The organism is Metabacillus lacus, from assembly GCF_009674805.1.
Classification (GTDB): domain Bacteria; phylum Bacillota; class Bacilli; order Bacillales; family Bacillaceae; genus Metabacillus_C; species Metabacillus_C lacus.
The window spans coordinates 12479-38492 of record NZ_WKKI01000039.1 but is presented as its reverse complement, the minus strand read 5'-3'; the positions used below and the strand labels follow the sequence as shown (position 1 = coordinate 38492).

The following is a 26014-nucleotide window of genomic DNA, read 5'->3' as shown; positions in this document are numbered from 1 at the left end:
CATCCAGTTGGATCGAATACAAGCCAGCTAGCTGCATAAACCCATTTTAAAAAATCCAAATTCAAACCTTGGGGGGCCTTTTTTTGCTTTTTAAGACAGCACAATCCTCAATTTTCGTATAAATTCCGTCTATCACCTCCAGAAAGCCTGAAATGGAGGGTTTTTGGAGGCTTAGCCGGAAATGCTTCCCTTATTTCCTCTGTAAAGTGCTATTTTTTTCATGTAACCGGAAATGCTCCGTTTATTAACGGTCTTCGAAACCCTATCTTGCGGCTAAACAAAAAGAAACTGTAAACAAAGCCCTATTTTTAAAGAACTTTGTCTATCTCCCTTTACCCTGTAACCATTTCTGCCATTGTTACGTAGATAATTTTGCACACAGAGAAGACTAAAATCATGAATGGTGTTAAAGCGGGTGTGCATCGTCTTGATACTTTTCACCACTTTCATTCTGCTAATTCATCTACAGCAGGTAGACAATTAAATTTTTCATAATACTCCTTAGCAATTCAACCAACAATCAGTAGAATAGCTGATCTCATTTCGCTTAATTTCATCGATAGCAAGGAAAGATGACTGGGACAAGGTACCTGTCCCTATGTCCCTGAAGTGGTCTCCATCTTTACGAACAAGTCCGTGATCAGTTTGGATAGCAGCATGACGAAAAGGTAGGAGAGCAGCAGATGAAAGAGATTTGCTCCATAGTGAAATTGGAAGAAGTTTGACCAAATCATGATTGGTTTCAGGATGAATGTAAATATGAGAGCGAGAGAGATACCATAGAGATAATAGTTCTTCCGCTTGTGAATTGTCCACTGATACACTAAGATAAATGCGACTGGTATAAGAGAAGAATCCAGTCCAAATTGCAGCGGCAAAAGCGGCAGCGTTTGATAGGGATAACTCCAAAAGCCATTTCGGGTGCCAAAGCTGTCAAAATAGGCAGACCATAAATGAATGTTCAAACCGTAAAAGCCTAAATGAAGTGCTCTACTGCGGTCGATTTTTATAAAGAGAACAACCAACGGGACAAAAAAAACAACAATCAGCAGCCAATATTGCCATGTATCAAAGGCAGAGTAGTCCCACCAGTATTGAATAAGGTCTCCGGATACACTTGCCTGTTTGTCATGAATGGATTTGAGTGCGTTACTTTGGGTTTCTGTCATGGATGGATGCCTCGCTTTTACCCTTTTTCTGTTATTCTTCGCTGAGGGGTCGTATTTATACAGAAAATGCAAGAAACCCCTTTTCTGATGAAAAGGGGTTCTTTATAGCAGTAATTTTTTCATGTCTGCCGGCAGGGGAGCATCAATTGCAAGCTGTTTCCCGAGAATCGGATGCCAAAATGTCAGTGTTCTGCTGTGCAGTGCCTGGCGCTCTATGTGCTGTCTATCTCCGCCATAAAGCGTGTCTCCGCAGAGAGGATGCCCCAGATATGCCATATGAACCCTGATTTGATGGGTTCTTCCGGTTTCAAGCGAAAGTGATACTTTTGTTTTATCCTCTTCCCTTTGCAGCACTTTGAAGTGTGTAATAGCCTGCTGTCCGTCTTCACGGACTTCCCGCTCTATGATGCTATTTTCAGACCTACCGATTGGAGCATCTATCGTTCCTTGTTCTCTCAGCAGTCTTCCGTGAACGACGGCTTCATAGGTGCGCCGGATTTGATGCTGTTTCTGCTGAAGGGAAAACAATGAGTGGGCGTGACGGTGTTTCGCAATCAGCATCACTCCAGAGGTATCTTTATCCAGCCTTGTCACAATATGAATGGTTCCCGGAATATTTTTACTATCATAATAGCCAAGCAAATTGTTGGCAACAGTTCCGGCAGGATGCTCACGCGATGGAATAGAAGGCATTCCAGCCTTTTTATGAATAACCAGACAGTGGTCATCTTCATAGAGAATCTCCAAGGGAGTGTTCTCAGGCTGTATTCCCCCGCTTCTCTCCTCCGCCGGAAATTCCACTGTCAGATTGCTGCCTGCCTGAAGGATGTGCCGGACAGTAACCTCGTCTCCATCTACAGTTAACTTTCCGCCTGCAAATTTAATGTCTGTTAAGGCGCGTTTTGAAACTTGCTTTTCCTTTAAATAATCTCGCAGAAGTTGTCCATGATGCTGGGGTTCTACTATCCATTTCAGCAAAAAGTTCTCCATCTCTAGCTTCCTACAAAAGAGTCTCGGACCCTGTTCCAAAAAGGAAACGGACGAAAGCGCGCAAATCTGATTGTTTCTTTGGACACCCTGCATTGTATGGACTTAACATCCTTGTGAAGCAGTGTCAAATGATCAATAGTAATTTGAAAATCAACATCGTTAACGGGCTTCAGCAAGCAGGTATGATGCTCAGGGAGTACAAGGGGAGAACCAATCGTCCGGAACACCCTGTTATTGATTGATGCCATCTCAGCTACCTGTATAGCTCTGATGGAGGGATGCAGGATCGCGCCTCCCAATGCTTTATTGTAGGCCGTGCTTCCTGATGGAGTTGAAATGCACAGTCCGTCCCCCCTGAACGTTTCAAAATTCTGCCCTCTGATTTCCACGTCCATGACGAGAGATCCCTCAATGGCCTTTACCGTACATTCATTCAATGCAAGGTAACGGGCTTCTTTTCCTCCGTCATTATGCCGGATAATGACTTCGAGCAAAGGGTATTCGACAATTTGATATGGCGTTTTGGCTATTGCAATAACCAGCTTTTCGATTTCATCAGGAACCCAGTCTGCGTAGAAACCCAAGTGGCCTGTATGGACTCCGATAAATGCCGTTTTGCTGAGCCTGCTTTTATATCGATGAAACGCATAAAGAAGGGTTCCATCCCCTCCTACTGAAATTACCAGATCCGGCTGATCTTCATCATATTGCAAATCAAAATCTCCTAAGTATGTACGCATTTTATGCATAAGTGTATTAGATTTAGAATCGCCCTTGGATGTGATTGCAAACTTCATGGCTGGCCCTCCTTATGTGCTATTTAGAATCAGGAGTATCTGTTTTTCTCGAAAAAACTGCCTGAGCTTCCTGAATTTCCTCACGAATCAAGGACATTTCCTCATCCAGCCTGTAGGCTGCTTCCGCTGCCCTTTGCAGCCTCATGTTAATATCTTCAGGAAGATTTCCACTGTACTTATAATTGAGGGAGTGTTCTATGGTGGCCCAAAAATTCATGGCAAGCGTGCGGATTTGAATTTCTACCAAAACAAATTTCTCACCATTTACTGTTTGGACAGGATACTTGGCAACAACATGATAGGAACGATACCCGCTATCTTTTTTGCATGTAATATAGTCCCGTTCCTCAATAATTTCGAGGTCCTGCCTGTTTCGGAGCATATTTACAACACTTCGGATATCCTCCACAAACTGACACATCATCCTCAGGCCGGCAATATCCTGAATTTCCTCTTCTATTTTGCTGGCAGAAATGCCTTTTTGGTTAGCCTTGTTGATAATGCTTGCGACGGGCTTGACTCTCCCAGTTACAAATTCAATTGGAGAGTGCATATCCTCTCTTTCATATTGTGAACGCATCCCCCTGAATTTCACTTTTAATTCCTCGACAGCTTGATAGTATGGCGCCAGAAAGCTGTCCCACTGCTGATGCTCCATCATCATCCCCCCTGTAGGATCCCGGAAATACATGGCTGCTTCTTTTTTTAGGTATAAAAGAGTTCTTGCACCTTCTCTTCCATTTTCTCTCCATAGTTTGCATTATCTTTAATATTCTCTATTAAATAGGAGAGTTCTTCGTGCAGGGACAGCAGCTCAATCTCCCGTTCACCCAAAGCCAGGTAAAAAGGAATTGACTTCTCCAGTCCGGTTCTCAGCTCACCCCATATGTTTGAGGGCAATCCAGCATACACAAAATCGCTGTTTTGGTTTTCCAATATGTATACAAACGAAAGGTTATCTGAATCAGCAAGCATCTGCCCTTTAGGGGACAATTCTTTCACATCGGCTTCAAGGCCTTCTGCATGTAATCGTACTTTATCTTCAGTTATTTCAGCTCTTCCAATTTCGAATCTTGTCTTCATGAAAATCTCCTTTCCATACTGTCTCCGGTTTTATTTTACCACAGAGACCGCACTTATGATAAATCGTTGCAGTGCATGTCTGGAAAAGGGATAATATAAAAAGGAATGAAGTAGAAAAGGAGCGCCTTTCATGACTGAAGAACTTGAAATTGAATTTAAAAATCTGCTCTCTCAAGAGCATTTTCACTCTCTATGCAACTATTTTTCCCTTTCTGAACAAGACTTTAAACAACAGGTCAACCATTACTTTGACACTGACTCTTTCACTTTAAAGGACGCAGGCTGTGCCCTGAGGATACGTGAAAAAAACAGCAAGGATATCCTGACATTCAAGCAGCCTGCCGCAGTCGGGATCCTAGAGACTCATCAACCTCTGCATGCTCAAGAAAAGGAGATTGCCCTGCATACCGGAGAACTTCCTCCTGGCCCTGTTCAGGAAAAAGTAGAGAAGCTGATAGTGGAAGGAAAGCTTGCCTATTTTGGTTCTCTGACAACTTTTCGCGCAGAAAAAAAGTATAAAAGCGGCTTAATCGTTTTGGATTACAGCCGATATTTAAATAAAGAGGACTATGAAATAGAATTTGAGGTTAGTGATTATGATACAGGCAGGGAACAGTTTGCTGATCTCCTGTCCAGCCTGAATATTCCCTTTACAAAGACTAAAAACAAAGTCAGAAGATTTTACGAGCAAAAATATCAATCTTTTCAATAGTAAGCATGCTGCAATTTAGATTACAGCGAAAATTAAAATATAAGGAAGAAAAAGGAGTTAATGATGGAGATCAATTCTTTTCGATCAATGATGGAACTTCAAGCTCTGCGAAATCTTTCCGGGACAGAGCAGAATCATACCCTCCCTGGTCCTGTGTCTGTCAATCAATATTTTCAAGAGGTTTTTCAGGCTTATGTGGACGGTGAAGCTTTGCCTGATCGAGATGTTCAGCAGCCTGCTGCATCATCATATTTTGAACAAACTGCTGCTACTCCGCTGCCGCTGCCTCCTGCAGTGCGGACACTTCCGCTGTCAGCTGTAAAAGCTCCGGAAAACCTGGATTATATTATTAAAAGCGCTTCAGAAAAATACGGTGTGGATGAAGCACTGATCCGTGCAGTCATTAAGCAGGAATCAAATTTCCGAAATGATGCAGTAAGCGGAGCCGGAGCCATGGGCCTTATGCAGCTGATGCCGTCCACTGCCAAATATCTCGGTGTACAAAATGCTTTTGATCCTGCCCAAAATATCGAGGGCGGAACCAAATATTTAAAACAAATGCTTCAGAAATACCAGGGAAATGTACAGCTTGCTCTTGCAGCCTATAATGCCGGCCCTGGGAATGTTGACAAGTACGGAGGCATTCCTCCTTTTAAAGAAACTCAGGCCTATGTTAAGAAAATAACAGCATCGTATATGGCATAATTACAGTCTCAGCAGAAAACTTTAAGAGTATGAATGCATATGAAACCAGGATATCTTCCTGGTTTTTTTTTCTCACAATTAGATTATACCGCCCACTTCTGCCGCTCACTTAAGTGCCTTGCTGTCCCGCTTTTATTGCGTTAAGGCTTATTAGTTCCCTCTGCCGCTTATTCTGTCTTATAATAAGACCTGTTGTTGTAACACAGGGAAAAGCTATTTATTTGAGATATCAATATTCCGCTGTTAAAATAAGTATACAAAGCCAGAAAAGGAGTTATCAACATGGCAGAATTCTTTGAAACACCATACGAGTCAATTGGAGAAGAAACCCTGGATCAGCTTGTTGATGCCTTTTACCTGAACGTAAGCAACCATCCGCTGCTAGCTCCTGTTTTTCCGGAGGACCTTACAGAAACAGCAAGGAAACAAAAGCAATTTTTAACGCAATATTTAGGCGGACCGCCATTATATACAGAAGAACATGGACATCCAATGCTAAGAGCGCGCCATTTGCCTTTCCCAATTACTCCAGCCAGAGCAGCCGCATGGCTTGCTTGTATGGAGGAGGCAATGGACACTGTCGGATTAGAAGGTGACGTGAGGGAATTTTTATTTCAGAGACTGTCCTTAACAGCACAGCATATGATCAATTCAACAGATAATGGAGACAATCAGGAGAAGGGGGAAATTTCTTGATGACATTCAGCAGTGAGAAGAAGCAAACCTGTCACTTTTTCTCTCACTGTCACGGTGATCCTAAGAAACCATTGGAAATCTACATGTTCATTGACCCGCTTAGCCCTGATTGCTGGGCACTGGAGCCTGTCATAAAAAAATTACAAATTCAGTACGGGCGCTTTTTTACACTCCGCCATATACTGAGCGGGCGGTTAGAAACCTTAAATTCTGCATCAGGCAAGGCTCCTGAAAAGCTGCGCCTTCAGCATACAAAGAAAAATTGTGAAGGAAGCCTTTGGGGTGACAATAAGTTTTCCTCTCCTTATATTTCTTCGCTGGCGATCAAGGCAGCAGAGTTGCAAGGCAGGAAAGCAGGGCTCAACTTTTTAAGAAAACTTCAGGAAGTACTGTTTATAGAAGAGCAAAATGTAACAACACAGCAGGTTCTCTTAGAAATTGCAAGCAGCATCGGCCTTGAGACAGAGGAATTTATAAGTGATATTCTCTCTGCAAGCGCATCAAAAGCACTGCAATGCGACTTTAACATCACTTCTGAAATGGAAGTGCATGAGGTCCCCACCATCGCATTCTTCAATGAAAGAGTGGATGATGAAGGCATTAAAATAACCGGATTTTATCATTACGATCTTTATAAAGAAATACTCTTTGAAATGCTGGGAGATATTCCAAGACCGTCAGAAACTCCTCCCCTCATTCATTTTCTGCAGTACTTTAAATTTGTCTCTACAAGTGAGATTGCTTCTGTTTATAATATGACTTATGAAGAAGCGGACAGAGAATTAAAGAAGTACCTACTGGCAAGAAAAGTAGAACGTATTCCTGTTTCAAAAGGAACTTATTGGAAATTTATGCAAATGTAATTGAGCCTGCTGGTGCAGGCTTTTTTTATATTGTAGATTCATTATGGGAATGAATTATAAGAGAAAAATGTGATAAATATGTGAAATGATGTGTTTCAGGAGCAGTAACAGCTACTCTCCCTCCCATATCACACCGCTGCATCTACAAAAAACCCTGCTGATCGTTTCAGCAGGGTTTTTCAGTAAGCGCTTTCTTAAATTATTTAAAAAAGAAATCGTGCCGGGAAAAGCACGATTCTTTATGTGTCTTAACGACAACAAAGGGGATGGGAGAAATTTTTCACGGTCAAACAAAGGGGTAAATGTTTGTTTTGTGATTAATTTCACACCCCTAATATATCAGATTTTGTCGACTTTTGACAAGTACTTTGATTAATTTCACAAATTTGTCACAAAACATATTTTTCCTACTGCTCTCATAGTACTTAATATACTGTTTTCGCGGGAGGAAACTGCTTGGGATATATAAACTCTTTGCTCAGCTTTTCGTTCATTCTGTTTGCTTTTTTCTTGAATATTCTAGGACTAATGAATATGATTCCATTGCTGATTACAATGCCTTTCCTCTTTTTCAGTATCTTCATCTCTTTGTTTCTGGTTAACAGCAGATATACGTTCAAAGGGTTCTAGCATTTTGTCAGAAGGCTTTCATAGGCAGCTCTTAATCATGAGCCCAGCTCAAGAGGGATGCCTTAGACGGCACAGACTGTAGACAAACTCGATGGAAATCGAGCTTGTCTACAGTTTTTTTGGTTTGTGCTGGTATGGGGCTGTTGATTTCCGTTCCACGCGCTTCGCTTTCTGCGGGGCCGGCGGTGAGCCTCCTCGCCGCCGTTGGCGTCCGCGGGGTCTCACCTGTCGGTCTGATGAAGCTGCTGAAAAAGTATTTCTTTTTGAAAGGAAATGTTTTTCAGGGAATCAAAAAAGTCTCCACTCTTTTAAACCGCTGCTTAGAAGCAATTCTATAGCCTCGTTTTTTGTATAACAGTTTTCACTTTGAAAATTATCGAGTTTTTCAATGGCATCCGTCTGATCCCGAAGGAGTCTGTGCGCCTTCCACCAGGACTCTTGAACTTAAAATAGATGTATATACGCTTGAGGTGATAAAGATGCTTTCGAAGAACAATCCAATCCAACGAGATCAATTAGGACTGGTTGCTTTAGACCAATTGGTTCCACACGAACATCTTGCCCAAACAGATCGGCGCAACTTGCCCGTTTTTAGCGCAATGCACAGAAAGCAAAGACCAGCAAAAAGTGGTAACGCGCCATATCTGGCAGGAGTATGTTGAAGAGGCAGATTAATTAAGCTGCACATCAAAAGTAAAACAAATCTATGCGAAGCGCAAGGAAACCATTGAGCGTGTATTCGCAGATGTAAAAGAAAAGCATGGCATGCGTTATACAACCCTGAAGGGACTTAAAAAATTGTCGATGCAGGGTATGCTTACTTCTGGACATGGAGAAGCTCAGAAATGGCCTAAAAGTATAGCAAAGAGAGTCTATTTTCTTTGGAAAATTCGATAAAATTAAAAAAGGGGTTCGGAATGCGCTCATTCCTAACCCTTTTGTCTACAAATTGAGGGATGCCTAAGACGGCATCCCTTTTACCTTGCTTTATTATTTTTTTAAAAGCCTTTCGAGCTCTTCAAGTTTTTCTTCAAACACCACGAAAGCTTCTTCAATTGGCTCTGGAGAATTCATATCTACTCCTGCCTTTTTCAAAACTTCAATCGGGTAATCAGAGCTTCCGGCTTTTAAGAACTCAATATAACGGTCTACAGCAGGCTGGCCTTCTTCTAGTATTTGTTTACTAAGTGCTGTTGCGGCACTAAAGCCCGTTGCATACTGGTACACATAGAAATTGTAATAGAAGTGAGGAATTCTTGCCCACTCCAATGCAATTTCTTCATCAATCACCATATCTTCGCCAAAGTATTTCTTATTCAGATCATAATAAGTTGTTGAAAATAATTCAGGTGTGAGCGGTTCACCATTTTGAGCTTTTTCATGAATACTTTTTTCAAATTCAGCAAACATTGTCTGACGGAACACTGTGCCTCTGAAGCCTTCCAGGTAGTGATTGAGAAGGTAAAGCCGCTGCTTTTCGTCGTCAATGGTTTTAAGCAGATAGTCATTCAATAATGCTTCATTGCATGTGGATGCCACCTCAGCCACAAAAATAGAGTAATTACCATAAGTATAAGGCTGATGCCTTCTTGTATAATAGCTGTGGACAGAGTGACCGAATTCATGTGCAAGAGTGAACAGGTTATTCACGTTGTCCTGCCAGTTCATCAGAATATAAGGGTTTGTTCCATAAGTCCCTGAAGAATAGGCTCCACTGCGCTTTCCTTTATTTTCATGAATATCTACCCAGCGGTTTTCAAAGCCTTCTTTCAATATCCCTTGATATTCTTCTCCCAGCGGCTTTAAGCCCTCTAAGATGTAGTCCTTGGCTTGATCATAGGATACTTCCATATTAGCCTCTTTTACAAGCGGAGTAAAAAGGTCGTACATATGAAGTTCATCAAGCTCCAGCACTTCTTTTCTAAGTTTGATATATCTCTGAAGCAGATGAAGATTTTTGTTAACTGTCTCGATCAGCGTATCATATACCTTTTCAGGAATATTGTTATTGCTTAATGCAGCTTCTCTGGCAGATCCATATTTTCTGACGCTGGCATAAAAATTATCTTTTTTGACAGCTCCAGATAAAGTACTCGCAAACGTATTTTTATATTTTCCGTATGTGTCGTAAACTGCTTTAAATGCATCCTCGCGTACTTTGCGGTTTTCACTTTCCAGGAACCTGATATAGCGGCCATGTGTAATTTGAACTTCTTCTCCCTTTTCATCTTTGATAGAAGGAAACTCCAAATCAGCATTATTCAGCATTCCAAAAGTGTTTCCGGAAGAACCTAGTACTTCTGACGCTTGAGCCAGCAGCGCCTCCTGCTCAGCTGTCAGCACATGGGGCCTTTGTTTGTTGATTTCATCAAGAGCCTGCTCATACAGCTTTAGTTCCTGCTTTTCGGCCAGATATTGTTGAAGCGTATTTTCTTCAATTTCCAGCAGCTCTGGCACTATGTAGGAAGATATGCTGGATGCCTGAGTGTAAAGGTTTGTTGCCCGGTCATTCAATCCCTGATAGAAAGAGTTTCCTGTGTCCTGGTCATAACGCATATGAGCATAAGTGTACAGCTTACCCAATCTTTCCATAACAGCATCCTGATAAGAAAGAGCTTCATAAAGAACTTCCGCTGAGCTGCCAAGCTTTCCTTGATAGTCCGAAAGCTTAGGAAGGGCATTTTTCACTTCCTGAAATTCTTTTTCCCACGTTTCATCTGAGGAAAAAATATCCTCCAGTTTCCAGGTATCTTCTACACTAATATCATTTCTTTCCGGCAGTTTTTTTGCTGCTGCAGTTTCAGCCATCATCATTCCCCCTAGTCCTAGAATTACATATAATACTATTCCATATTTTCTCACAGATCAATCAATTCAGACTCATATATACCTGGCTGATCAGATATAAAGTTATCTGTTCCTTCATCTTTGCTTATAAAATAGCCCTTCGTCAAATAATATGCAGCTGCCCCTGTTGTTATCGCTGCCAGGGCAAAAAGAACGGGGTCTCTTCCATTATTCTTCATGATCTGCAAATCTCCTTTATAAAAGCTGTTTTTACACTGCCGGACTTTATTCCAGGGCATTATGACACGGTCTGCATCCAGGAGCAAAACTGAACTTTCCGGCTGGCGGATACAGTACAGCACTACCCGTTTGAAGAATACCTTTTTTTAGAATGTACAAATTTCCTGCTTTCAATCCAAGTTGGAAAAAAGGGCAGAATCACGCTTTTGTAAGTCTTCGGCTCCGCGGCCCCACGGAATACCGGTACAAACATAACAGCCGCCCTTGTTTTCTACAAGCACTTTATACTCCTTTAAGATGTGAAGATAATCAAGAACAGCTGCTGAAAAATCAATATCTTTTACAAAGGGCAGATTTCGGACAGACAGCAGCTTTTTATCTACACAAGCCTTCATAAATAGAATGAGGTCATTTTCAGTAAAAGTTTTGTGCCTCTCTATATAAAGAAGAATTCTTGTTTGCCAGACATAACAGGAGCTTTCAAACAGGCAGCCAGTTCTAAGAGGAAACATTGCCAGGGATGGAATATACTGCATGGGTAGCTGCATCGTTTGATAAAGTTCTTTGTGAAGGAGTTTTTCCTCAGTGGAAGGATGGAGCAGGGGCACGGACCTGTAACGCCTTATAAACCGGTGCCAGTCACCTGGAATTCCTTTGTCCTGAATGAAACGCCGATATGGGGTTATGCTGGAAAGCGGGTAAATGTGAAGATTGGCTGCTGCTTTTCGTTTTGAAAACGGAATAATGTCAGATAGTATGAGGAGCCTTTGTGATTGAGGACAATAAAATGGGAGATAAATAGAAGATGAACATTTGTTTAAAAACAGCCATTGCATCCCCGATAGCATAAATGAAGAGGCAGCTGTCCTGTTTAATGATGAAGCAGCAAGAATCCAGTAAACATTAAGACCTAGTCTCTCAAACATCCTGCTCCGCTTTGTGATATCATTTGTGCTGATAGAGGAGCACTGATACTCGATGGCACTTCTTCCTGGCAATAGGATATCCGGCCTTTGTTTAATGCGTTTCAGATAGGATTCCAGGACACATTCCACACCATGCTCTTGCAGCCATTGAAACAATTGTTTCTTTCCAGCCTGATGATAGGTACTCTCCCCTTCCCCGCCGTAATTGCAGCCAGCCTCTATCACATGAGCAAAATGGTATCTCACCATGCTGCCAAGCTTCAGCTGCAGCTGCTGTCTGCAATGCGGACAGTAAAACCTCTGCGTGTTCCTGAAAATTTCAAGCTGAGTGCGGCTGTAATTCTTTTCGAGCAATGAAAATAACTTTCCATTTTCCAAAGTAGCAGTAAACACAAATTTCCCTCCTTCTTTTTTCTTTCTACCGAGGATTCTATAAAAAAGCTGATACCCCTTTATTTCCGTAAAAAAAAGAGAAATGCACCGGGCATTTCTCTTTTTTAGGGAAGTTGAGTATTCATACACTTTTTCAGATGCAAACCCCTTGCGGATATAGGCGCCAGCCCTTCGAGGTCATAAGCCAATCATCTCAAAAAGGCAAAGAGCGCCTTTTAGAGATGCTCGTCTTATGCTTGTCAGGGCTGAACAGGCGCCTTCCGCTTTTCGGTTTGTCCAGCTACAGGCGCCAGCGGCTCGAGGTCATAAGTCATCTTGGTCAAGAGGTCAAAGAGCGACCTCATGCCCAAGATGACTTATGCTTGTCGCCGCTGAGCGGCGCCTTCCGCTTTTCTTATAACAAAGGAGACAACAGCCTCGAGAATGATTCAGAGAATTTTTTGTAGAATGGCCGCTGATTGAATTTTTCTAGAATGATTTCATCAGAGTGTTCTATGTCATTTAAAAATGCTTCTACCAGGGTGACTGTGCTGTCTGTTCGATAGAGGAAGGCATTGACTTCGAAGTTTAAGTGAAAGCTTCTCATGTCCATGTTTGCTGTACCGATTGATGCGAGTTCATAATCTACGATGATGATTTTGCTGTGAAGGAAACCTTTATCATATTCATATACCTTTGCGCCCGCTTCAATCAGTTCCGGGAAGTAAGACCTGGAAGCATAGTAGACGATTTTTTTGTCAGGCCGTTTGGGCACAATAATTCTTACATCAATGCCGCTAAGGGCAGCCACTTTTATCGCAGAAAGAATATCATCATCAGGGATGAAATATGGCGAGGCAATCCAGATAGATTCTTTTGCTGTAACAATCATTGAAAAATACAGCTTTTTGATAACTTCCCATTTATTATCGGGACCTCCGGCAATAATTTGTGTGCCTCCCTTTTGGACAGGCAGTTCCGAGACTGGAGTCAGGTATTTGGCTGTCACGAGCTTAGCTTCAGTCATGTAATACCAGTCTTGAAGAAAAATCATCTGAAGTGTTCTGACTGCCTCTCCTTTAACGAGGAGATGTGTATCACGCCAGAATCCGAAAGCAGCATCCCTGCCAAGGTATTCATCCCCAATATTAAGGCCTCCTACAAAGCCTACGCTTCCATCAATCACAATGATTTTACGGTGATTGCGGAAATTGATTTTGTTGTTGAGCAAGGGGAACTTGACCGGCAGGAAAGGAATCATTTCCACACCTGAATCCCGAAGATCTCTTATATAATCACTGGAAAGCTTCCAGCACCCTACAGAGTCATACAAAAACCTGACCTCTACTCCCTCTTTGGCCTTTTGTATTAGTATATCTTTTAGCTCTGTACCAATCTCATCATGTCTAACAATATAGTACTCAAGATGAATATGATCCTTCGCTTTTAGCAGTTCCTCTTTTATATGATCGAATGTCTCGTCTCCATCAGTAAGAGCTTTTGTATGGGTAGCAAACGAGATGGGACTGTGTCCCAGCCTGTGAGCCAGCTTGAAGAGAAGCTGCTGATGATCCCCCATATTATCAATTTTATCTTCGTAATCCTCCTGATTTCCTTCTATCTCAAGATAAACCCGTTCATCAAGGAGAGCTTTTTTCTCGAACAGTCTCCTCTTCTTTACGTTTCTCCCAAAGAACAAATAGAATAAAAAACCGACAAGAGGAAAACTTCCCAACACAACAAGCCAGGTAATTGTGTGCGAAGGATGCCTGTTTTCCATAAAAATGACTAGCCCAATAAACATAATAGAGAGCGTAAAGAGGATACTGAACTGGCCGAGCCAATCTCCAACCAAATTTCCTGTAAAGAAAATCAGGACTCCCGCAATCACGACAAAAATAATCAACTGCACAGCTGTCTTCATATAGTCACCATCTTTATCTTTTAAATTGTTATGTATAGTGCAGGGTATAGAGCTAGAGCGCCAGCCAGCAGGCAATATAGCCTTAAAAGTGCATCATGCCGGCTGCTGTAAGCAGCAAGAGTAAAAAAGGCCGATTTCCATAGGTGAAAATCGGCGCTGTTATCTATTATTGAAAATGTTGACGAATCGTATGAAGGGCGTTCTCCCTTATAATGCTATTGCCATATTCCTCTAAACGATGAATAGTCATGCGGGATTCTACCCCGTATTCCAGCATAATGCTGAGCATGTCTTCTATTTCCTTATCGGATTGCTCATCAAACTGAACAAACAGATAATACATATTTTCATAAGAGAAAAGCTGGTTATCAACCATGTCAATCGGCAGTTTTGATAAAGAAATCAAATTCTCAAAATCGTTAAACTTTAAGATAAACTTCAGTTCCTGCTCTTCCTGAGGAGCTTGTTCATCTTCACTGTCCGAGTTGCTGTAATGCTGGTCAATCAATGAGTCTACTCCGTCTCCAGAAGCAAGATCCTTCATGTTATCCTCAGAAACAGGCAGCTCAATCTTATGGCCGTCTTTAGATACTTGAGCCCTCGTCACGATGACCTCAAGCCCTTTGTCTAAAGCCTGAACTTGAATCCACAGCGGACCTTCAACCATAAAATCCTCTTCATCGTGAACTTCGTCCATCATTTCCCAAAACAATTCTTCGCTCCGTTCACGGTTGTACCAAATTTCGTCGCGGTCAAAGCCGCGCTCCTCTATATCAAGATAAGAAATATAAAACTTAACTGTATAGTCATTAATTCTTTCAATTTCCATCTCTATCTTCCCTTCTGTCTCAGATTTGGAAGGGACAACTTTACCCCCGATTAATGTACTTTTTTCTTTTCTTCACTTTACCCAAAACAAGTACTTCTTAATCGTTAGCTCATGATACGGTTATGCGTCTCATTCATATATAGATGACAGGATCTTGTACTCCTATTTTATGATAAATCAGTCAGAAATGAAATAAAAATACCTTGGATTTTTAAAAACAATCATTCACCTATAAACAACATATTTTTGGAGCTTGAACATATATTTTATACAAGCACAGAATGAAATAAAAGGGCTGAACTTATATGAGAAAGTGGGTTTTTAAATGGAACAGGATTTTTTACTGTCTTTGCTCATGATCATTGGAATTGATCTGGTACTAGGCGGAGATAATGCCATTCTGATTGCAATGGCAAGCCGCAACCTTCCAGAAAAACAGCGGAACAAAGCGATTCTGCTGGGCACTTTTCTGGCAATTGTATTCAGAATTGTCTTAACTTCCATGGCAGTATACCTTTTGGATATACCCTTTCTCGAATGCTTTGCAGGTATATTTCTGCTTTATATAGCTTTTCAGCTCATGTCAGGCGGGAATGATCACCACGAGGATATTAAAGGCTCTGCAACTATTATGCAAACAGTAAAAACCATTGTCATCGCCGACCTGTTAATGGGGCTGGATAATGTCATTGCCATTGCAGGCGCTTCCCATGGGCAGCTTCAACTCGTTGTGATCGGGCTGTTTATCTCTATCCCCATTATCATTTGGGGAAGCAAATTTATTTTGAAGCTGCTGGATAGGTTTCCAGCCCTTATTTACATTGGCGGCGGCATGCTGGCCTATACAGGTGGTGGGATGATAGCTGACGAAAATAAGCTGGCTCCCATTTTTTCTTCCCTGCCCTTAATGGAGATGAGCATTCCCTATTTAACAACCGCTTTTATGCTGACTGCCAGTCTTTTGTTTCAAAACAGCAGAAAGCCGAAATATGAATAAAAACCTTCCAGACGGAAGGTTTTTACATTTTAGATTAATTAACAAGACGCTGTGCTTCTCTTAATTGGTAAGTACGAACTTTGCGTGGAAGAAACCTTCTGATTTCGTCCTCATTGTACCCAACCTGCAGGCGTTTTTCGTCGATAATGATCGGACGGCGAAGCAAGCCTGGGTTTTCCTGAATAAGATGGAACAAGTCCTGAAGGGGCATTGTTTCCAGATTCACATTCAGCTTTTGAAAAATTTTAGAACGAGTTGAAATGATTTCATCTGTACCATCTTCAGTCATTCTAAGTATTTCTTTGATTTCCTGCAATGATAGTTCCTCAGAAAAGATGTTCCGTTCTGTATATGGAATTTCATGCTCTTCCAACCATGCTTTAGCTTTTCTGCATGATGTACAGCTTGGTGATGTATATAATTTAACCATTTACCTTTCACTCCTCTTTGAAAGAATGAGCAACCTGTATCTATAGTGTAAATTGAAATTAATCTAATAAAGAACTTTCTATTGTTATTATACTATAAAAAAGTAAGTAAGGATATACTTTTTTATTAAAAACATTGACAAAAGGTGAACACTGCGTGACATTGTCGAGTATAACCTGTCATATTTGAAGGGTGAAAAATGGATTATTTTCAAGAAAAACGACTGTATTTTACAGTGTTTATGACTATTTTCATTCTCAATTAGATTTTTTCAGCGAAAATATCTGTTTGATCCTGGTCCTTTTGGAATGTTAATACCTCATTTACTTTTTGATAAGATTCTCCATATAATTCTTTATCCTTATACGTGTGTATCATCTTATACGTTCTCTTCATTGCATCAAAGATTTCTTCCTCTGACTCATGTTCACGAGACCAGTAGAGAATCTCCATCTTATTGATCTCATTTGTAGCGAGTGAACGTCTTTCATAACCTATGGATGAAGCATGTTTGAAATCCTCCCGCATGTAAAAACGAAGCCTTTTTTCTGTATCAGCGTCACTGTCATCAGCAGGCTCTACTTCCAGGATAATCGGCTTTCCTTTTTCCTTGAGCTTCTCCATAAGCTTGCGGCCAATCCCCTTGCCTCTCGCATCCTTTGATACGAACAAGTAATCAACAAAGATAAAATCCTCAAGTTCGGCATACAGGAGTACATGATGCGGGCCTTCATCTTTGTGATATATATCTCCCTTATCCTTCAAAAGAGCTTCAATATGTTCTTTAGATTTCATTTCTTCTACAGGAAAATACTTGCTTAGCTTGTCATACCAATTCATTGATCTACTCCTTATTTTCTCTGTATCATTTTAAACATGTAACCATTGTTCTGTCTTATATATTCTCCAGTTTATATATACCCCATTCTACGATACTGAAACCTAATAAAGATGGTTGCTTTCCTTGTTGTTGTGTGTTGGAACTATTGCTCATGCTATGAAGGTGAATTGCTTTATTTACCTTCAAACACCTCATTAAGGTCGTCTATGGCTCTTCACTTTATAGAATTGACTTTAACCAAAATTATTATGATGTATTTTGAAGATGTAGTTGCTTATGGGACCAAATGAATACCAGTACGTTTTCCGTTTAGGACAGAAAACAGCCGCTCTGTTTAGAGCGGCTCTATCTGTTAAGGTGTATAGTTTACTCCCTCACTGTATCTGTTGCTTGCATTCCAGAGCAGATACTCGTTAATCCCATTATCTTTCAGTGCTTTAATCTGCGCTTCTACTTCTGCTGCTCCATATTTTTGATAATTTCCGCTTCCTAGATAAGAGGCTGTGAAATCCTGCAGCCATGGACGTGAAACCGGAGCTGCATCACCAAGCTCTTCCAGCTTTTGATTTTCAAGCTTCGCATATTCAGAGATAATTTTGTAAGGCTCCAGATCAGGCTTTGCAACTCCAAAGTATGATGTCCAGTGACTTGGATAAATCATCGACGATATGACATCTACATTTTCCGATATCATAGAAAAGTTTTGGCCAATGCCAGGCGCTTCCGGAAGAGTGGCAGTATAGCCAAAGATATCAACAGAAACATCTACATCATAAGGCTCCAGCTTTTCTCTTGCATATTTTACAAAGTCCGTAACTGCTGTTACGCGTTTTTGCACATTATCCTGGTTAACATCTGTATAATCTCCATAAGTATATTCCAGTGAGCTATCACGCTTTTCAAATCCTTCTGGAAAACGAACGTAGTCAAACTGAATTTCCTGAAAGCCCATTTTCGCTGCTTCAATGGCAATTTGGACATTATAATCCCAAACATCTTTCACAAATGGGTTGACGAACGATTCGCCCCGCCCATTTTTCCAAACTTCCCCATTATCTTTAAAAGACCATTCAGGTTTTTGATTTGCTAATGTTGAATCTTTGAAAACGACCACTCTTGCAATTGGATAGACCTTCTTCTCTTCAAGCGTTTTCAGCATCTCTTTCGGATTCTTTATGTATTGATGGCTGATGTCATAAAAAGGTGAGTCCTCCTCAGGCCTGTAAGTCAAATTCCCATGATCATCTTTGATATCAATGACCATTGCGTTGAGATCAGTGGAATCAGTCAAGTTCAGCAGCTGGCTGAATCTTTCCCCTCCTGCAGAATGGCCTGTAACGTAGATTCCGCGTACCGCATCGGGATATTCAAAAGTCAGTCCCGAATCATAGATGAATCTCGGTGAATTTTCAGGCATCGTCAGGGCTTGAAGGCTGCTTTTCTTCTGAACATGTGCACCAAAGGTTAGTGCATGTGCACTGTGGCTAAAGGACAAGTGCAGGATAAAGGCTATCACAATCATAGGTATCAAGAGTTTTTTTTGAGTATGTAAGTACATGTCTGTCTATCCCCCTGTCAAAGTTACTGTTTCAGTATAAAAGAAATTGAGCTTTTCTTAAAGATAAGAAAGAAAGGTGCTAATATGCCCGGTTTCTCCAAACATGATAATATTACCCTCTTTAGGGAAGAGTAAAACGCAACTTTTCTTATTGGGTCAAATCCAACATGGAGGTACTCTATGGAGATTGTAAAAGACTTACTGATTGTGTCAGGGAGAATATTCACGATCCTTCCCCTGCTTTTAATCATTGCCTTGTTCATGGGGCGGAGATCTATCGGAGAACTGCCTGTATTTGATTTTTTCATTGTTATTTCACTTGGGGCAGTAGTAGGAGCAGATATTGCTGATCCAGATATTCACCATATTCATACAGTTGCAGCCATTATTCTTATTGCCTTTCTTCAAAGAATTGTCGTCTTAATCAAGCTATCCAAAAGAAAAGCAGGAAAATTCCTGTCTTTTCCGCCTGTAATCGTTATTGAAAATGGGAGCCTGCTAAAAGGGAATCTGAAAAGCATTGGCTATCCAATCGATAATATCTTAATGATGCTGAGAGAGAAGGAAGTTTTTAATATTGAGGATGTTAAATTGGCCGTAGTTGAGGCAAATGGGACACTCTCCATATAAAAACGAAGAACAGCTCTGGCCACATTGCATTTCCGGTCATTGTTGAAGGCGAAGTGTATGGCAGGGTTCTGAAAAGATTTGGATTGACGGAACACTGGCTCCACAATGAAATAGCACATTCCTATCAAATAGAAGTGGAAGAAATCTTTTACGCTTCCTACACACCTGAATTGAAAAGGCTTCACATTTCCCTCAACAATGCAGAGCAAGCACTGCCCGATCTGCTGCATTAATCTTTCATTACAGTGGAAATTTTTGGATATGAATCCAGCGGGTACTTGTTGCAGCATGAAATAAGGTACTTTCCCATCTCTTTAAAAAATAAGCGTAGGAATTCCGGTTACATTCAGAGTAGGCCGATTTTTAGAGAAAATAAGGGAATGAATTCCGCTTAAGCTGCTGAAAATCAGTCATTTTAAGGCTTTATAAGTGCATAGACGGAAATCTTCCGTTTATCGGAGTCCATTTTCTTTGTTTTTTTTGAATAGGTGGAATTTCTCCGTTTATATTTGTATTGTGGCTTTCACTTTGCGTCTCCCCTTTTTACCGGGCCTTCTATTAACTTCAAAAAAAAGAAGCACCAGTTTCCCGGGTGCCTCTAAAGGTATTAACTTTTAAGCTTTTTACTTAGCATACTTGTCCTGATATTCCTTAAACTCTTCTTCGGAGCACATTACAAAATGACCAGGCTTCACTTCTCTAAACTGAGGCTCTTCCCCTGCTTTCAGCTTATGCTGGGAAGGATCATACTTTTTGCGCACGCGGGTACGCTCATAATTAGGATCCGGCAGCGGAATCGCAGACAGCAGTGACTGAGTGTAAGGGTGAATTGGATTGTTGTATAGCTCTTCTGCATCAGCCAGTTCCACAAGCTTGCCAAAATACATAACACCAATCCGGTCACTGATATATTTCACCATTGACAAATCATGCGCGATAAAGAGATAAGTTAATCCTTTTTCCTTTTGCAGCTGTTTCATCAAGTTCACTACCTGTGCCTGGATGGAAACATCCAGTGCAGAGATCGGCTCATCAGCAATGATGAAATCAGGCTCTACAGCCAGGGCGCGCGCTATACCGATACGCTGGCGCTGTCCGCCGCTGAATTCATGAGGAAAACGGTTGGCGTGTTCTTTATTCAACCCAACAGTCTCAAGAAGGTCATACACTCTCTGCTTGCGTTCTTCAGGTGATTTAGCAAGTCCGTGAATATCGATGCCTTCTGCAATGATATCTACTACTTTCATTCTTGGATTAAGAGACGCGTAAGGATCCTGGAAAATCATTTGCATTTTCCGGTTAAATTCTTTCAACTTTTTACGGTTCTTTTTACCATGAACATCTTCGCCCTCAAAAACAACCTGGCCGTCAGTAGCATCATACAGGCGTATAATTGTTCGTCCGGTAGTTGATTTTCCACATCCGGACTCTCCAACAAGACCTAGCGTTTCCCCTCTGTAAATATCGAAGGATATATCATCAATGGCTTTTACCATATTCGGTTTACCAACATTGAAATGCTGCTTTAAATTTTTAACCTCTAGTAATTTTTCACGATTAGCCATTTATTTTCCCTCCTTTAGTGCAGGGAACTGGCGCCTGCGCACCTGTATTGCTTCAGGCGGCACTACTTTTGGCGCATCCGGATGCAGCAGCCATGTAGCAGCATAATGAGTATCAGACACTTTAAAGAACGGCGGTTGTTTTTCTGTATCTATTTTAAGTGCGAACTCGTTACGTGGTGCAAAGGCATCTCCTTTTGGAGGATGCAGCAAATTGGGAGGTGTTCCCGGAATTGCATATAAATTCGCTTCAGAAGCCTCAAGGCTTGGCATAGAGCTTAACAATCCCCATGTATAAGGATGCTGAGGGTTGTAGAAAATTTCATCCACAGTCCCAATCTCAACGATTTTACCGCCGTACATAACCGCTACCCTGTCAGCAACGTTTGCCACAACACCCAAATCATGTGTAATAAAGATAATAGATGTATCAATCTTCTTTTGCAGATCTTTCATCAGCTCAAGAATTTGCGCCTGAATTGTTACATCTAGCGCAGTAGTAGGTTCATCAGCAATGAGCACTTTTGGATTGCATGCAAGGGCAATGGCAATGACAACCCTCTGTCTCATACCACCAGAAAACTGGTGGGGAAACTGATTGAATCTTGCTTCAGGCTGCGGAATGCCGACTAGGCGAAGCAGGTCAAGTGCTCTTTCCTTTGCAGCAGATTTACTGAGATTTTGATGTTTAAGAATCGGCTCGACGATTTGCTTGCCGACTTTCATAGTAGGATTTAAGGATGTCATTGGATCCTGGAAAATCATCGAGATGTCTTTTCCTCTGATCTTTTGCATCTGCCTGTCATTCAGTTTTGCTAAATCCTTGCCTTCAAACAGAATTTGCCCCTTTTTGATTTCTGAGTTACTTTCAGGAAGCAGCTTCATAATTGATTTTGTCGTTACAGATTTACCTGAACCCGATTCCCCTACAATAGCGAGTGTTTCACCTTTGTACAAGTCAAAGCTGACTCCCCTGATTGCCTGTACTTCACCGGCAAAAGTATGGAAAGAAATATTCAAATCTTTTACTTCTAACATTTTATCCAAAATCATTCACCTGCCTTTATTAATCGCGCATTTTAGGATCCAGCGCATCGCGCAGACCATCAGCCAGCATATTAAAGCAAATCATTATGACACTAATTACAATTGCCGGGAATAGCAATAAGTGCGGATACAAACGAAGTGTTTTAAATCCGTCATCAATTAATGTTCCTAGTGAAGCTAAAGGAGCTTTCAGACCTAATCCAATAAAGCTTAAAAACGCTTCAAAAAAGATTGCGCTGGGTATCGTAAACATAGTGTTAATAATAATAACTCCAGCAAGGTTCGGAATGAGATGTTTCCAGATAATCCGCTTGTTATCAGATCCAAGTGTCATGGAAGCCAGTACAAATTCCTGAGCCTTTAGTTTCAATACCTGACCGCGGACAACACGCGCCATGCCTACCCAGCCTGTAATAGACAGGGCAATCGTAATCGAAATAATACCAGGCTCAAGAATCAGGATCAGCAAGACAATTAATACCAGGTTAGGTATTCCAACGAGTATTTCCACGATACGCTGCATCACACTGTCTACCCTGCCGCCGTAATAGGCGGAAATGGCGCCATAGGCAACTCCGATTACCATATCAATGAAAGCTGCCAGAAGTGCTATATAAACAGAAATTTGAGTTCCTTTCCACAACCGTGTGAAAAGATCGCGCCCCAATCCATCTGTGCCAAACCAATAATACTCTTCAATATTTTTTTGCTCATAAACATTAACAATGGTTCCATCTTTTGAAGCTCTTGTCCCGTCAAATGGAAGCCAGCTGATATTTTCCAGCCCCTGAATCTTTGGCGGCATGTTGGCATGAGGCAGGTTTTGAGTGTTAGCACCATAGCCGGTTAAAAAAGGACCTACAAGTGCCATGATGATTAAAAATAGCAGGATAAAAATACTGGCTACAGCAGCTTTGTTTTTTCTGACACGAAGCCAGGCATCCTGCCAGTAACTTAAACTGGGCTTGTCAATTCTTTCACTTGCAGACGAATCGATCTTCGCGGGTTCAAACATGTCTTTGGTGTATTTATCTAGTTTATCAGCCATTATTGTTTACCTCCCGCTACACGAATTCGAGGATCAATTACGCCGTAAAGCAGATCCACTACTAAAACAATAAACACAAATAAAGCAGCAAAAACCAGGTTGGTACCCATAATCACTGGGTAGTCCAATACGTTAATCGATTTAACAAACTGTTCGCCGATACCTGGTATGGCAAAGATTCTTTCAATAACAAGTGAACCTGTCATCAAAGAAACGGTCAGAGGCCCTAAAACTGTGACTACAGGAATCAGTGCATTCCGGAGTGCGTGTTTTATAGCAATTTCCCAATAGCTTGCACCCTTTGCTTTAGCAAGAGTAATATAATCTGAGCCTAAAACCTCTATCATTTCTGTTCTCATAAATCTCGCTGCAATGGAAATTGGGAACATTGCCAGCGCGATTGTCGGCAGAATGCTGTATTCAAATCCTTTCCAGAAAAGAACAGGGAATAAACCCAGTTTTAATGCAAGGTAGTATTGAAGAAGGCCGGCAAAAACGAATGAAGGAATAGATTTTCCTATTACCGCAAAGAAAGTAGATCCATAATCGACCCATGTGTTTTGCCTTAATGCCCCCAATATACCCAGTAAAATACCTAAAATAGTACCCACCAGCATAGCCTGAAAACCGAGAATAAGAGAAGGACCCATACGGTTTATAATGAGATCTGTTACAGGGGTGTTGTTGAACTGAAAAGATATCCCAAGATCTCCCCTGACGATATTGGCCATATAGTTAAAATACTGCACTGGCACGGGCTGATCAAGACCATATTTATCTATCATGATCTGCAGCTGTGCAGGCGTCAACTTATTGGCATTCGCAAAAGGAGTACCAGGAATCAGTTTCATGAGGAAAAAGGTTAATGAAGCAATGATAAACAACGTAAGTAGCATATAAAATATACGCTGAGCCAAGTATCTGACCATTTGTGCACCTCCTAAAATAAATCAAAATCCGCCATACATAATTCGACATTTTTTACAGGTAAAAAGAGAGTATATTGAGATTCATATACTCTCTTCCCCAAATCAATTATACCATTTTGTACGCATCGGTAAATGGTTTTATTTTACTCTCCACCAGTAACCTTGATGTACTTGTAGCTGTACTCAGGTCCAACAGTGTGATATGTGAAACCTTCGATATTTTGGTTGATCAGAAGATTGGAAGTACGTTGGTAAACAGGCGCCAATCCAGCATCTTCTTCTAACAATACTCTCTCAGCTTCTTGAAGAGCTTCGAAACGTTTTCCAGGCTCAGTTGCAAGAGTTGTTTGAGCATCTTTCAACAATTTGTCATACTGCTCGCTTGAGTATGCCATTTTGTTGTTTCCTCCATCAGTGATCCAAAGGTCAGAGAAAGAAATTGGGTCAAGGTAGTCAGGGCCCCATCCAGCAAACTGAAGATCATAATCCAGTTTGTTATCGCGGTCAAGACGTACGCTGAATGGAACGCTTTGAACATCTACAGTAAGACCAGGAAGGTTCGTTTCTAGCTGATTGCGAATGTACTCATCTGTTTTCTTAGCAGTTTCAGTGTCGCCGCCAAGGTAGACAAGCTTCACTTCAGACTGTCCGATTTCTTCAAGGCCTTTTTCCCATAGCTTTTTAGCTTCTTCTGCATTGTACTCTAGAAGGTCGCCATTAGCTTCACGGAAATCCGCGCCAGTTTCAGGGTTTGTTACGAATTCTGCAGGCACTGCATAGTTTGCAGGTTGAGAACCATTGTTAAGAATAGTTGTTACTAAATCTTCTTTATTGAAAGCAGTTGCGATTGCGCGACGAATGTTTACATTTTGTAGTGCTTCGTTTGTTTGGTTCAATTTAATCCAGAAGATTACTGGCTCTAACCAGCTTTTCAAGCGCTCGTCATCTGCATAAAGAGGTACAACATCAGATGAAAGCTTACCTGTGATGTCAACTTCACCAGCATCAAATGCGTTTACAGCAGCTTGAGGATCTTTAACTACGTTGAAAGAAATCTTTGTCAGGCTGACATTGTCTTTGTCCCAGTAGTTGTCATTCTTTGCATATTCCCAGCTGGAAGCAGTATTACCAGCCCAGTTGCTAAGTACAAATGGTCCGTTATATAGAAGATTCTCAGCAGATTTAGCATAGTTCTCGCCTTGTTCTTCAACGAACTTCTGGTTTTGCGGGTAGAACGTAGGGAAAGCCATTAGTGATTCAAAGAAAGGAATTGGTTTTACAAGTGTAACTTCAAGCGTCGTGTCGTCGATTGCTTTAACACCTAGCGTGTCAAGAGCAGCGCCTTCTTGAACGATTTCAGTTGCACCGGCAATTTTTCCTTCCATCATGTAAGGTCCGTAAGGAGAAGCATTGTCAGGATTCACAGCGCGCTGCCAAGCAAATACGAAGTCGTTTGCAGTTACAGGGTCGCCGTTAGACCATTTTGCATTATCTTTAAGTTTAATAGTATAAACAGTGCCATCTTCATTAGCTTCTGCCGGACCTGCAGCTACACCAGGTACAGGCTCTTGATCAGGGCTTAAACGGTAAAGTCCTTCGTTAACATTGTTCATTGTTGTGAAACTGATTGTATCTTGAGCCATGATGCTGTCCATTGCTGGAATTTCAGAAGATTCTGATACAACGATTTCCTGAGGAACATTTTCTGTAGTCTCTTCTGTTCCTTCACCATTTCCACCATTGTTGTTTCCGCCTTCAGTGCCGCCGCCTTGTTGGCCGCCACCGCCGCTGCCGCCGTAGCAAGCAGATAGAAACATGCTAAGTACTAATGTTAAAACTAAAAGCAGTGAATATTTTGACTTTTTCACTTATGTGACCTCCCTTTTTGTTATGCAAAAATTCTTACAAGGCTTATTATACAATTTTTTAAATGTTTGTACATTCATTTTTTTAATAAAATTTACACAAATGCAATAAAACCAATAGATTAGCAGATATAAAATAGTACTATATGCCTAGATAATTTGATAGAGTTTTCAGTTTATTATCTATATATAACAGTTATAAAGCATCAAAGAAGGTTTATGTAAAGAATTTTTAAATGGAAAGTAAAGGAAGGTATTTTTTGTTATGTTTCCGCAATATTATATAAGTTTTTCATTTATAGAAATGTTTAACAATTGTTGAATTTGAGTAAATACTTCACACTGCTCTCAACTGGAAGATTGCTGCATGGTTTTCCGTTTTTCT

General features: G+C 41.1%; 26 protein-coding genes and 1 pseudogene. 9 read left to right on the top strand and 18 right to left on the bottom strand.

Translation table 11 applies throughout. The annotated features are described in order from the left end of the window. Nucleotides 1–596: 596 nt before the first annotated feature. The 5 genes from GJU40_RS16095 to GJU40_RS16075 all read right to left on the bottom strand — a co-directional run bounded on the left by GJU40_RS16095 (nt 597) and on the right by GJU40_RS16075 (nt 4039). On the bottom strand, nt 597–1169 hold the full coding sequence (locus GJU40_RS16095) for a CBO0543 family protein (RefSeq protein WP_154309090.1): 573 nt from the start codon (nt 1167–1169) through the stop codon (nt 597–599). Between the two features lie 102 nt (nt 1170–1271). Continuing rightward, entirely contained in the window at nt 1272–2159 is an 888-nt protein-coding gene (locus GJU40_RS16090; RefSeq protein ID WP_154309089.1) for an RluA family pseudouridine synthase, read from the bottom strand. A gap of 2 nt (nt 2160–2161) precedes the next feature. Further along, the gene (locus GJU40_RS16085; RefSeq protein WP_154309088.1) at nt 2162–2956 is read right to left on the bottom strand and encodes an NAD kinase; all 795 of its coding nucleotides are present in this window, start codon (nt 2954–2956) and stop codon (nt 2162–2164) included. Nucleotides 2957–2975: 19 nt separating this feature from the next. Then, nucleotides 2976–3617 carry a GTP diphosphokinase gene (gene yjbM, locus GJU40_RS16080; RefSeq protein ID WP_154309096.1) on the bottom strand — a complete coding sequence of 214 codons (642 nt, stop codon included), beginning with the start codon at nt 3615–3617 and terminating at the stop codon, nt 2976–2978. 44 nt (nt 3618–3661) lie between these two features. Further along, nucleotides 3662–4039 (bottom strand): UPF0738 family protein, encoded by a 378-nt coding sequence (locus GJU40_RS16075; protein WP_154309087.1) that lies wholly within the window; start codon nt 4037–4039, stop codon nt 3662–3664. 130 nt (nt 4040–4169) lie between these two features. Here GJU40_RS16075 and GJU40_RS16070 point away from each other — a divergent pair, with 130 nt between their 5' ends. From GJU40_RS16070 to GJU40_RS16045, 6 genes and pseudogenes are all read left to right on the top strand, one after another. Then, complete coding sequence (locus tag GJU40_RS16070) at nt 4170–4751, top strand: CYTH domain-containing protein (protein WP_154309086.1); 582 nt, start codon at nt 4170–4172, stop codon at nt 4749–4751. Nucleotides 4752–4814: 63 nt separating this feature from the next. Next, entirely contained in the window at nt 4815–5456 is a 642-nt protein-coding gene (locus GJU40_RS16065) for a lytic transglycosylase domain-containing protein (RefSeq protein WP_154309095.1), read from the top strand. A gap of 282 nt (nt 5457–5738) precedes the next feature. Continuing rightward, a complete protein-coding gene (locus tag GJU40_RS16060; protein ID WP_154309085.1) occupies nt 5739–6152 on the top strand; it encodes a globin domain-containing protein in 414 nt (137 codons plus the stop codon). Continuing rightward, nucleotides 6152–7015 (top strand): ClpXP adapter SpxH family protein, encoded by an 864-nt coding sequence (locus GJU40_RS16055; protein ID WP_154309094.1) that lies wholly within the window; start codon nt 6152–6154, stop codon nt 7013–7015. Before GJU40_RS16060 ends, GJU40_RS16055 begins: the two co-directional genes overlap by 1 nt. Before the next feature lie 734 nt (nt 7016–7749). Then, entirely contained in the window at nt 7750–7983 is a 234-nt protein-coding gene (locus tag GJU40_RS16050; protein ID WP_154309084.1) for a hypothetical protein, read from the top strand. A 232-nt stretch (nt 7984–8215) separates the two neighbouring features. After that, nucleotides 8216–8542: pseudogene (locus tag GJU40_RS16045) on the top strand (transposase); the annotation flags it as partial. Nucleotides 8543–8635: 93 nt separating this feature from the next. Here GJU40_RS16045 and pepF read toward each other — a convergent pair. The 5 genes from pepF to mecA all read right to left on the bottom strand — a co-directional run bounded on the left by pepF (nt 8636) and on the right by mecA (nt 14723). Then, nucleotides 8636–10453 (bottom strand): oligoendopeptidase F, encoded by a 1818-nt coding sequence (gene pepF, locus GJU40_RS16040; RefSeq protein WP_154309093.1) that lies wholly within the window; start codon nt 10451–10453, stop codon nt 8636–8638. A 50-nt stretch (nt 10454–10503) separates the two neighbouring features. After that, nucleotides 10504–10671: a hypothetical protein gene (locus GJU40_RS16035; RefSeq protein ID WP_154309083.1), complete on the bottom strand. Its 168-nt coding sequence runs from the start codon at nt 10669–10671 to the stop codon at nt 10504–10506. A gap of 171 nt (nt 10672–10842) precedes the next feature. After that, nucleotides 10843–11991 (bottom strand): competence protein CoiA family protein, encoded by a 1149-nt coding sequence (locus tag GJU40_RS16030; RefSeq protein WP_154309082.1) that lies wholly within the window; start codon nt 11989–11991, stop codon nt 10843–10845. Between the two features lie 394 nt (nt 11992–12385). Then, nucleotides 12386–13894, bottom strand: a complete 1509-nt coding sequence (cls, locus tag GJU40_RS16025) for a cardiolipin synthase (RefSeq protein WP_154309081.1) — start codon at nt 13892–13894, stop codon at nt 12386–12388. Nucleotides 13895–14060: 166 nt separating this feature from the next. Next, nucleotides 14061–14723 carry an adaptor protein MecA gene (mecA, locus tag GJU40_RS16020; RefSeq protein ID WP_154309080.1) on the bottom strand — a complete coding sequence of 221 codons (663 nt, stop codon included), beginning with the start codon at nt 14721–14723 and terminating at the stop codon, nt 14061–14063. Between the two features lie 325 nt (nt 14724–15048). On the opposite strand from mecA, the gene GJU40_RS16015 reads away from it, so the two are divergent. Then, nucleotides 15049–15720, top strand: a complete 672-nt coding sequence (locus GJU40_RS16015; RefSeq protein ID WP_154309079.1) for a TerC family protein — start codon at nt 15049–15051, stop codon at nt 15718–15720. A 34-nt stretch (nt 15721–15754) separates the two neighbouring features. Here the strand turns inward: GJU40_RS16015 and spxA are convergent, their stop codons facing one another. The 3 genes from spxA to GJU40_RS16000 all read right to left on the bottom strand — a co-directional run bounded on the left by spxA (nt 15755) and on the right by GJU40_RS16000 (nt 18548). Beyond that, on the bottom strand, nt 15755–16150 hold the full coding sequence (gene spxA, locus GJU40_RS16010) for a transcriptional regulator SpxA (RefSeq protein WP_154309078.1): 396 nt from the start codon (nt 16148–16150) through the stop codon (nt 15755–15757). A 260-nt stretch (nt 16151–16410) separates the two neighbouring features. After that, complete coding sequence (locus GJU40_RS16005) at nt 16411–16989, bottom strand: GNAT family N-acetyltransferase (RefSeq protein WP_154309077.1); 579 nt, start codon at nt 16987–16989, stop codon at nt 16411–16413. A 353-nt stretch (nt 16990–17342) separates the two neighbouring features. Further along, nucleotides 17343–18548, bottom strand: coding sequence for a putative glycoside hydrolase (locus GJU40_RS16000; RefSeq protein WP_154309076.1), 1206 nt, complete (start codon nt 18546–18548; stop codon nt 17343–17345). A 180-nt stretch (nt 18549–18728) separates the two neighbouring features. Between GJU40_RS16000 and GJU40_RS15995 the strand changes: the two genes are divergently transcribed. Both GJU40_RS15995 and GJU40_RS21585 read left to right on the top strand, forming a co-directional pair. Then, on the top strand, nt 18729–19178 hold the full coding sequence (locus GJU40_RS15995; RefSeq protein ID WP_425481237.1) for a DUF421 domain-containing protein: 450 nt from the start codon (nt 18729–18731) through the stop codon (nt 19176–19178). A gap of 53 nt (nt 19179–19231) precedes the next feature. Then, nucleotides 19232–19411 (top strand): hypothetical protein, encoded by a 180-nt coding sequence (locus tag GJU40_RS21585; protein WP_425481236.1) that lies wholly within the window; start codon nt 19232–19234, stop codon nt 19409–19411. Nucleotides 19412–19801: 390 nt separating this feature from the next. Here GJU40_RS21585 and GJU40_RS15990 read toward each other — a convergent pair whose 3' ends face one another. The 5 genes from GJU40_RS15990 to GJU40_RS15970 form a co-directional block, all read right to left on the bottom strand. Beyond that, the gene (locus GJU40_RS15990) at nt 19802–20743 is read right to left on the bottom strand and encodes an ABC transporter ATP-binding protein (RefSeq protein WP_154309075.1); all 942 of its coding nucleotides are present in this window, start codon (nt 20741–20743) and stop codon (nt 19802–19804) included. Next, entirely contained in the window at nt 20744–21787 is a 1044-nt protein-coding gene (locus tag GJU40_RS15985) for an ABC transporter ATP-binding protein (RefSeq protein ID WP_154309074.1), read from the bottom strand. A gap of 19 nt (nt 21788–21806) precedes the next feature. Further along, entirely contained in the window at nt 21807–22835 is a 1029-nt protein-coding gene (gene opp3C, locus GJU40_RS15980) for an oligopeptide ABC transporter permease (protein WP_154309073.1), read from the bottom strand. Next, nucleotides 22835–23764, bottom strand: a complete 930-nt coding sequence (gene opp3b, locus GJU40_RS15975; RefSeq protein WP_154309072.1) for an oligopeptide ABC transporter permease — start codon at nt 23762–23764, stop codon at nt 22835–22837. The genes opp3C and opp3b overlap by 1 nt, the downstream gene beginning before the upstream one ends. A 143-nt stretch (nt 23765–23907) precedes the next feature. Then, on the bottom strand, nt 23908–25632 hold the full coding sequence (locus tag GJU40_RS15970; RefSeq protein WP_343031583.1) for a peptide ABC transporter substrate-binding protein: 1725 nt from the start codon (nt 25630–25632) through the stop codon (nt 23908–23910). Nucleotides 25633–26014 lie beyond the last annotated feature (382 nt).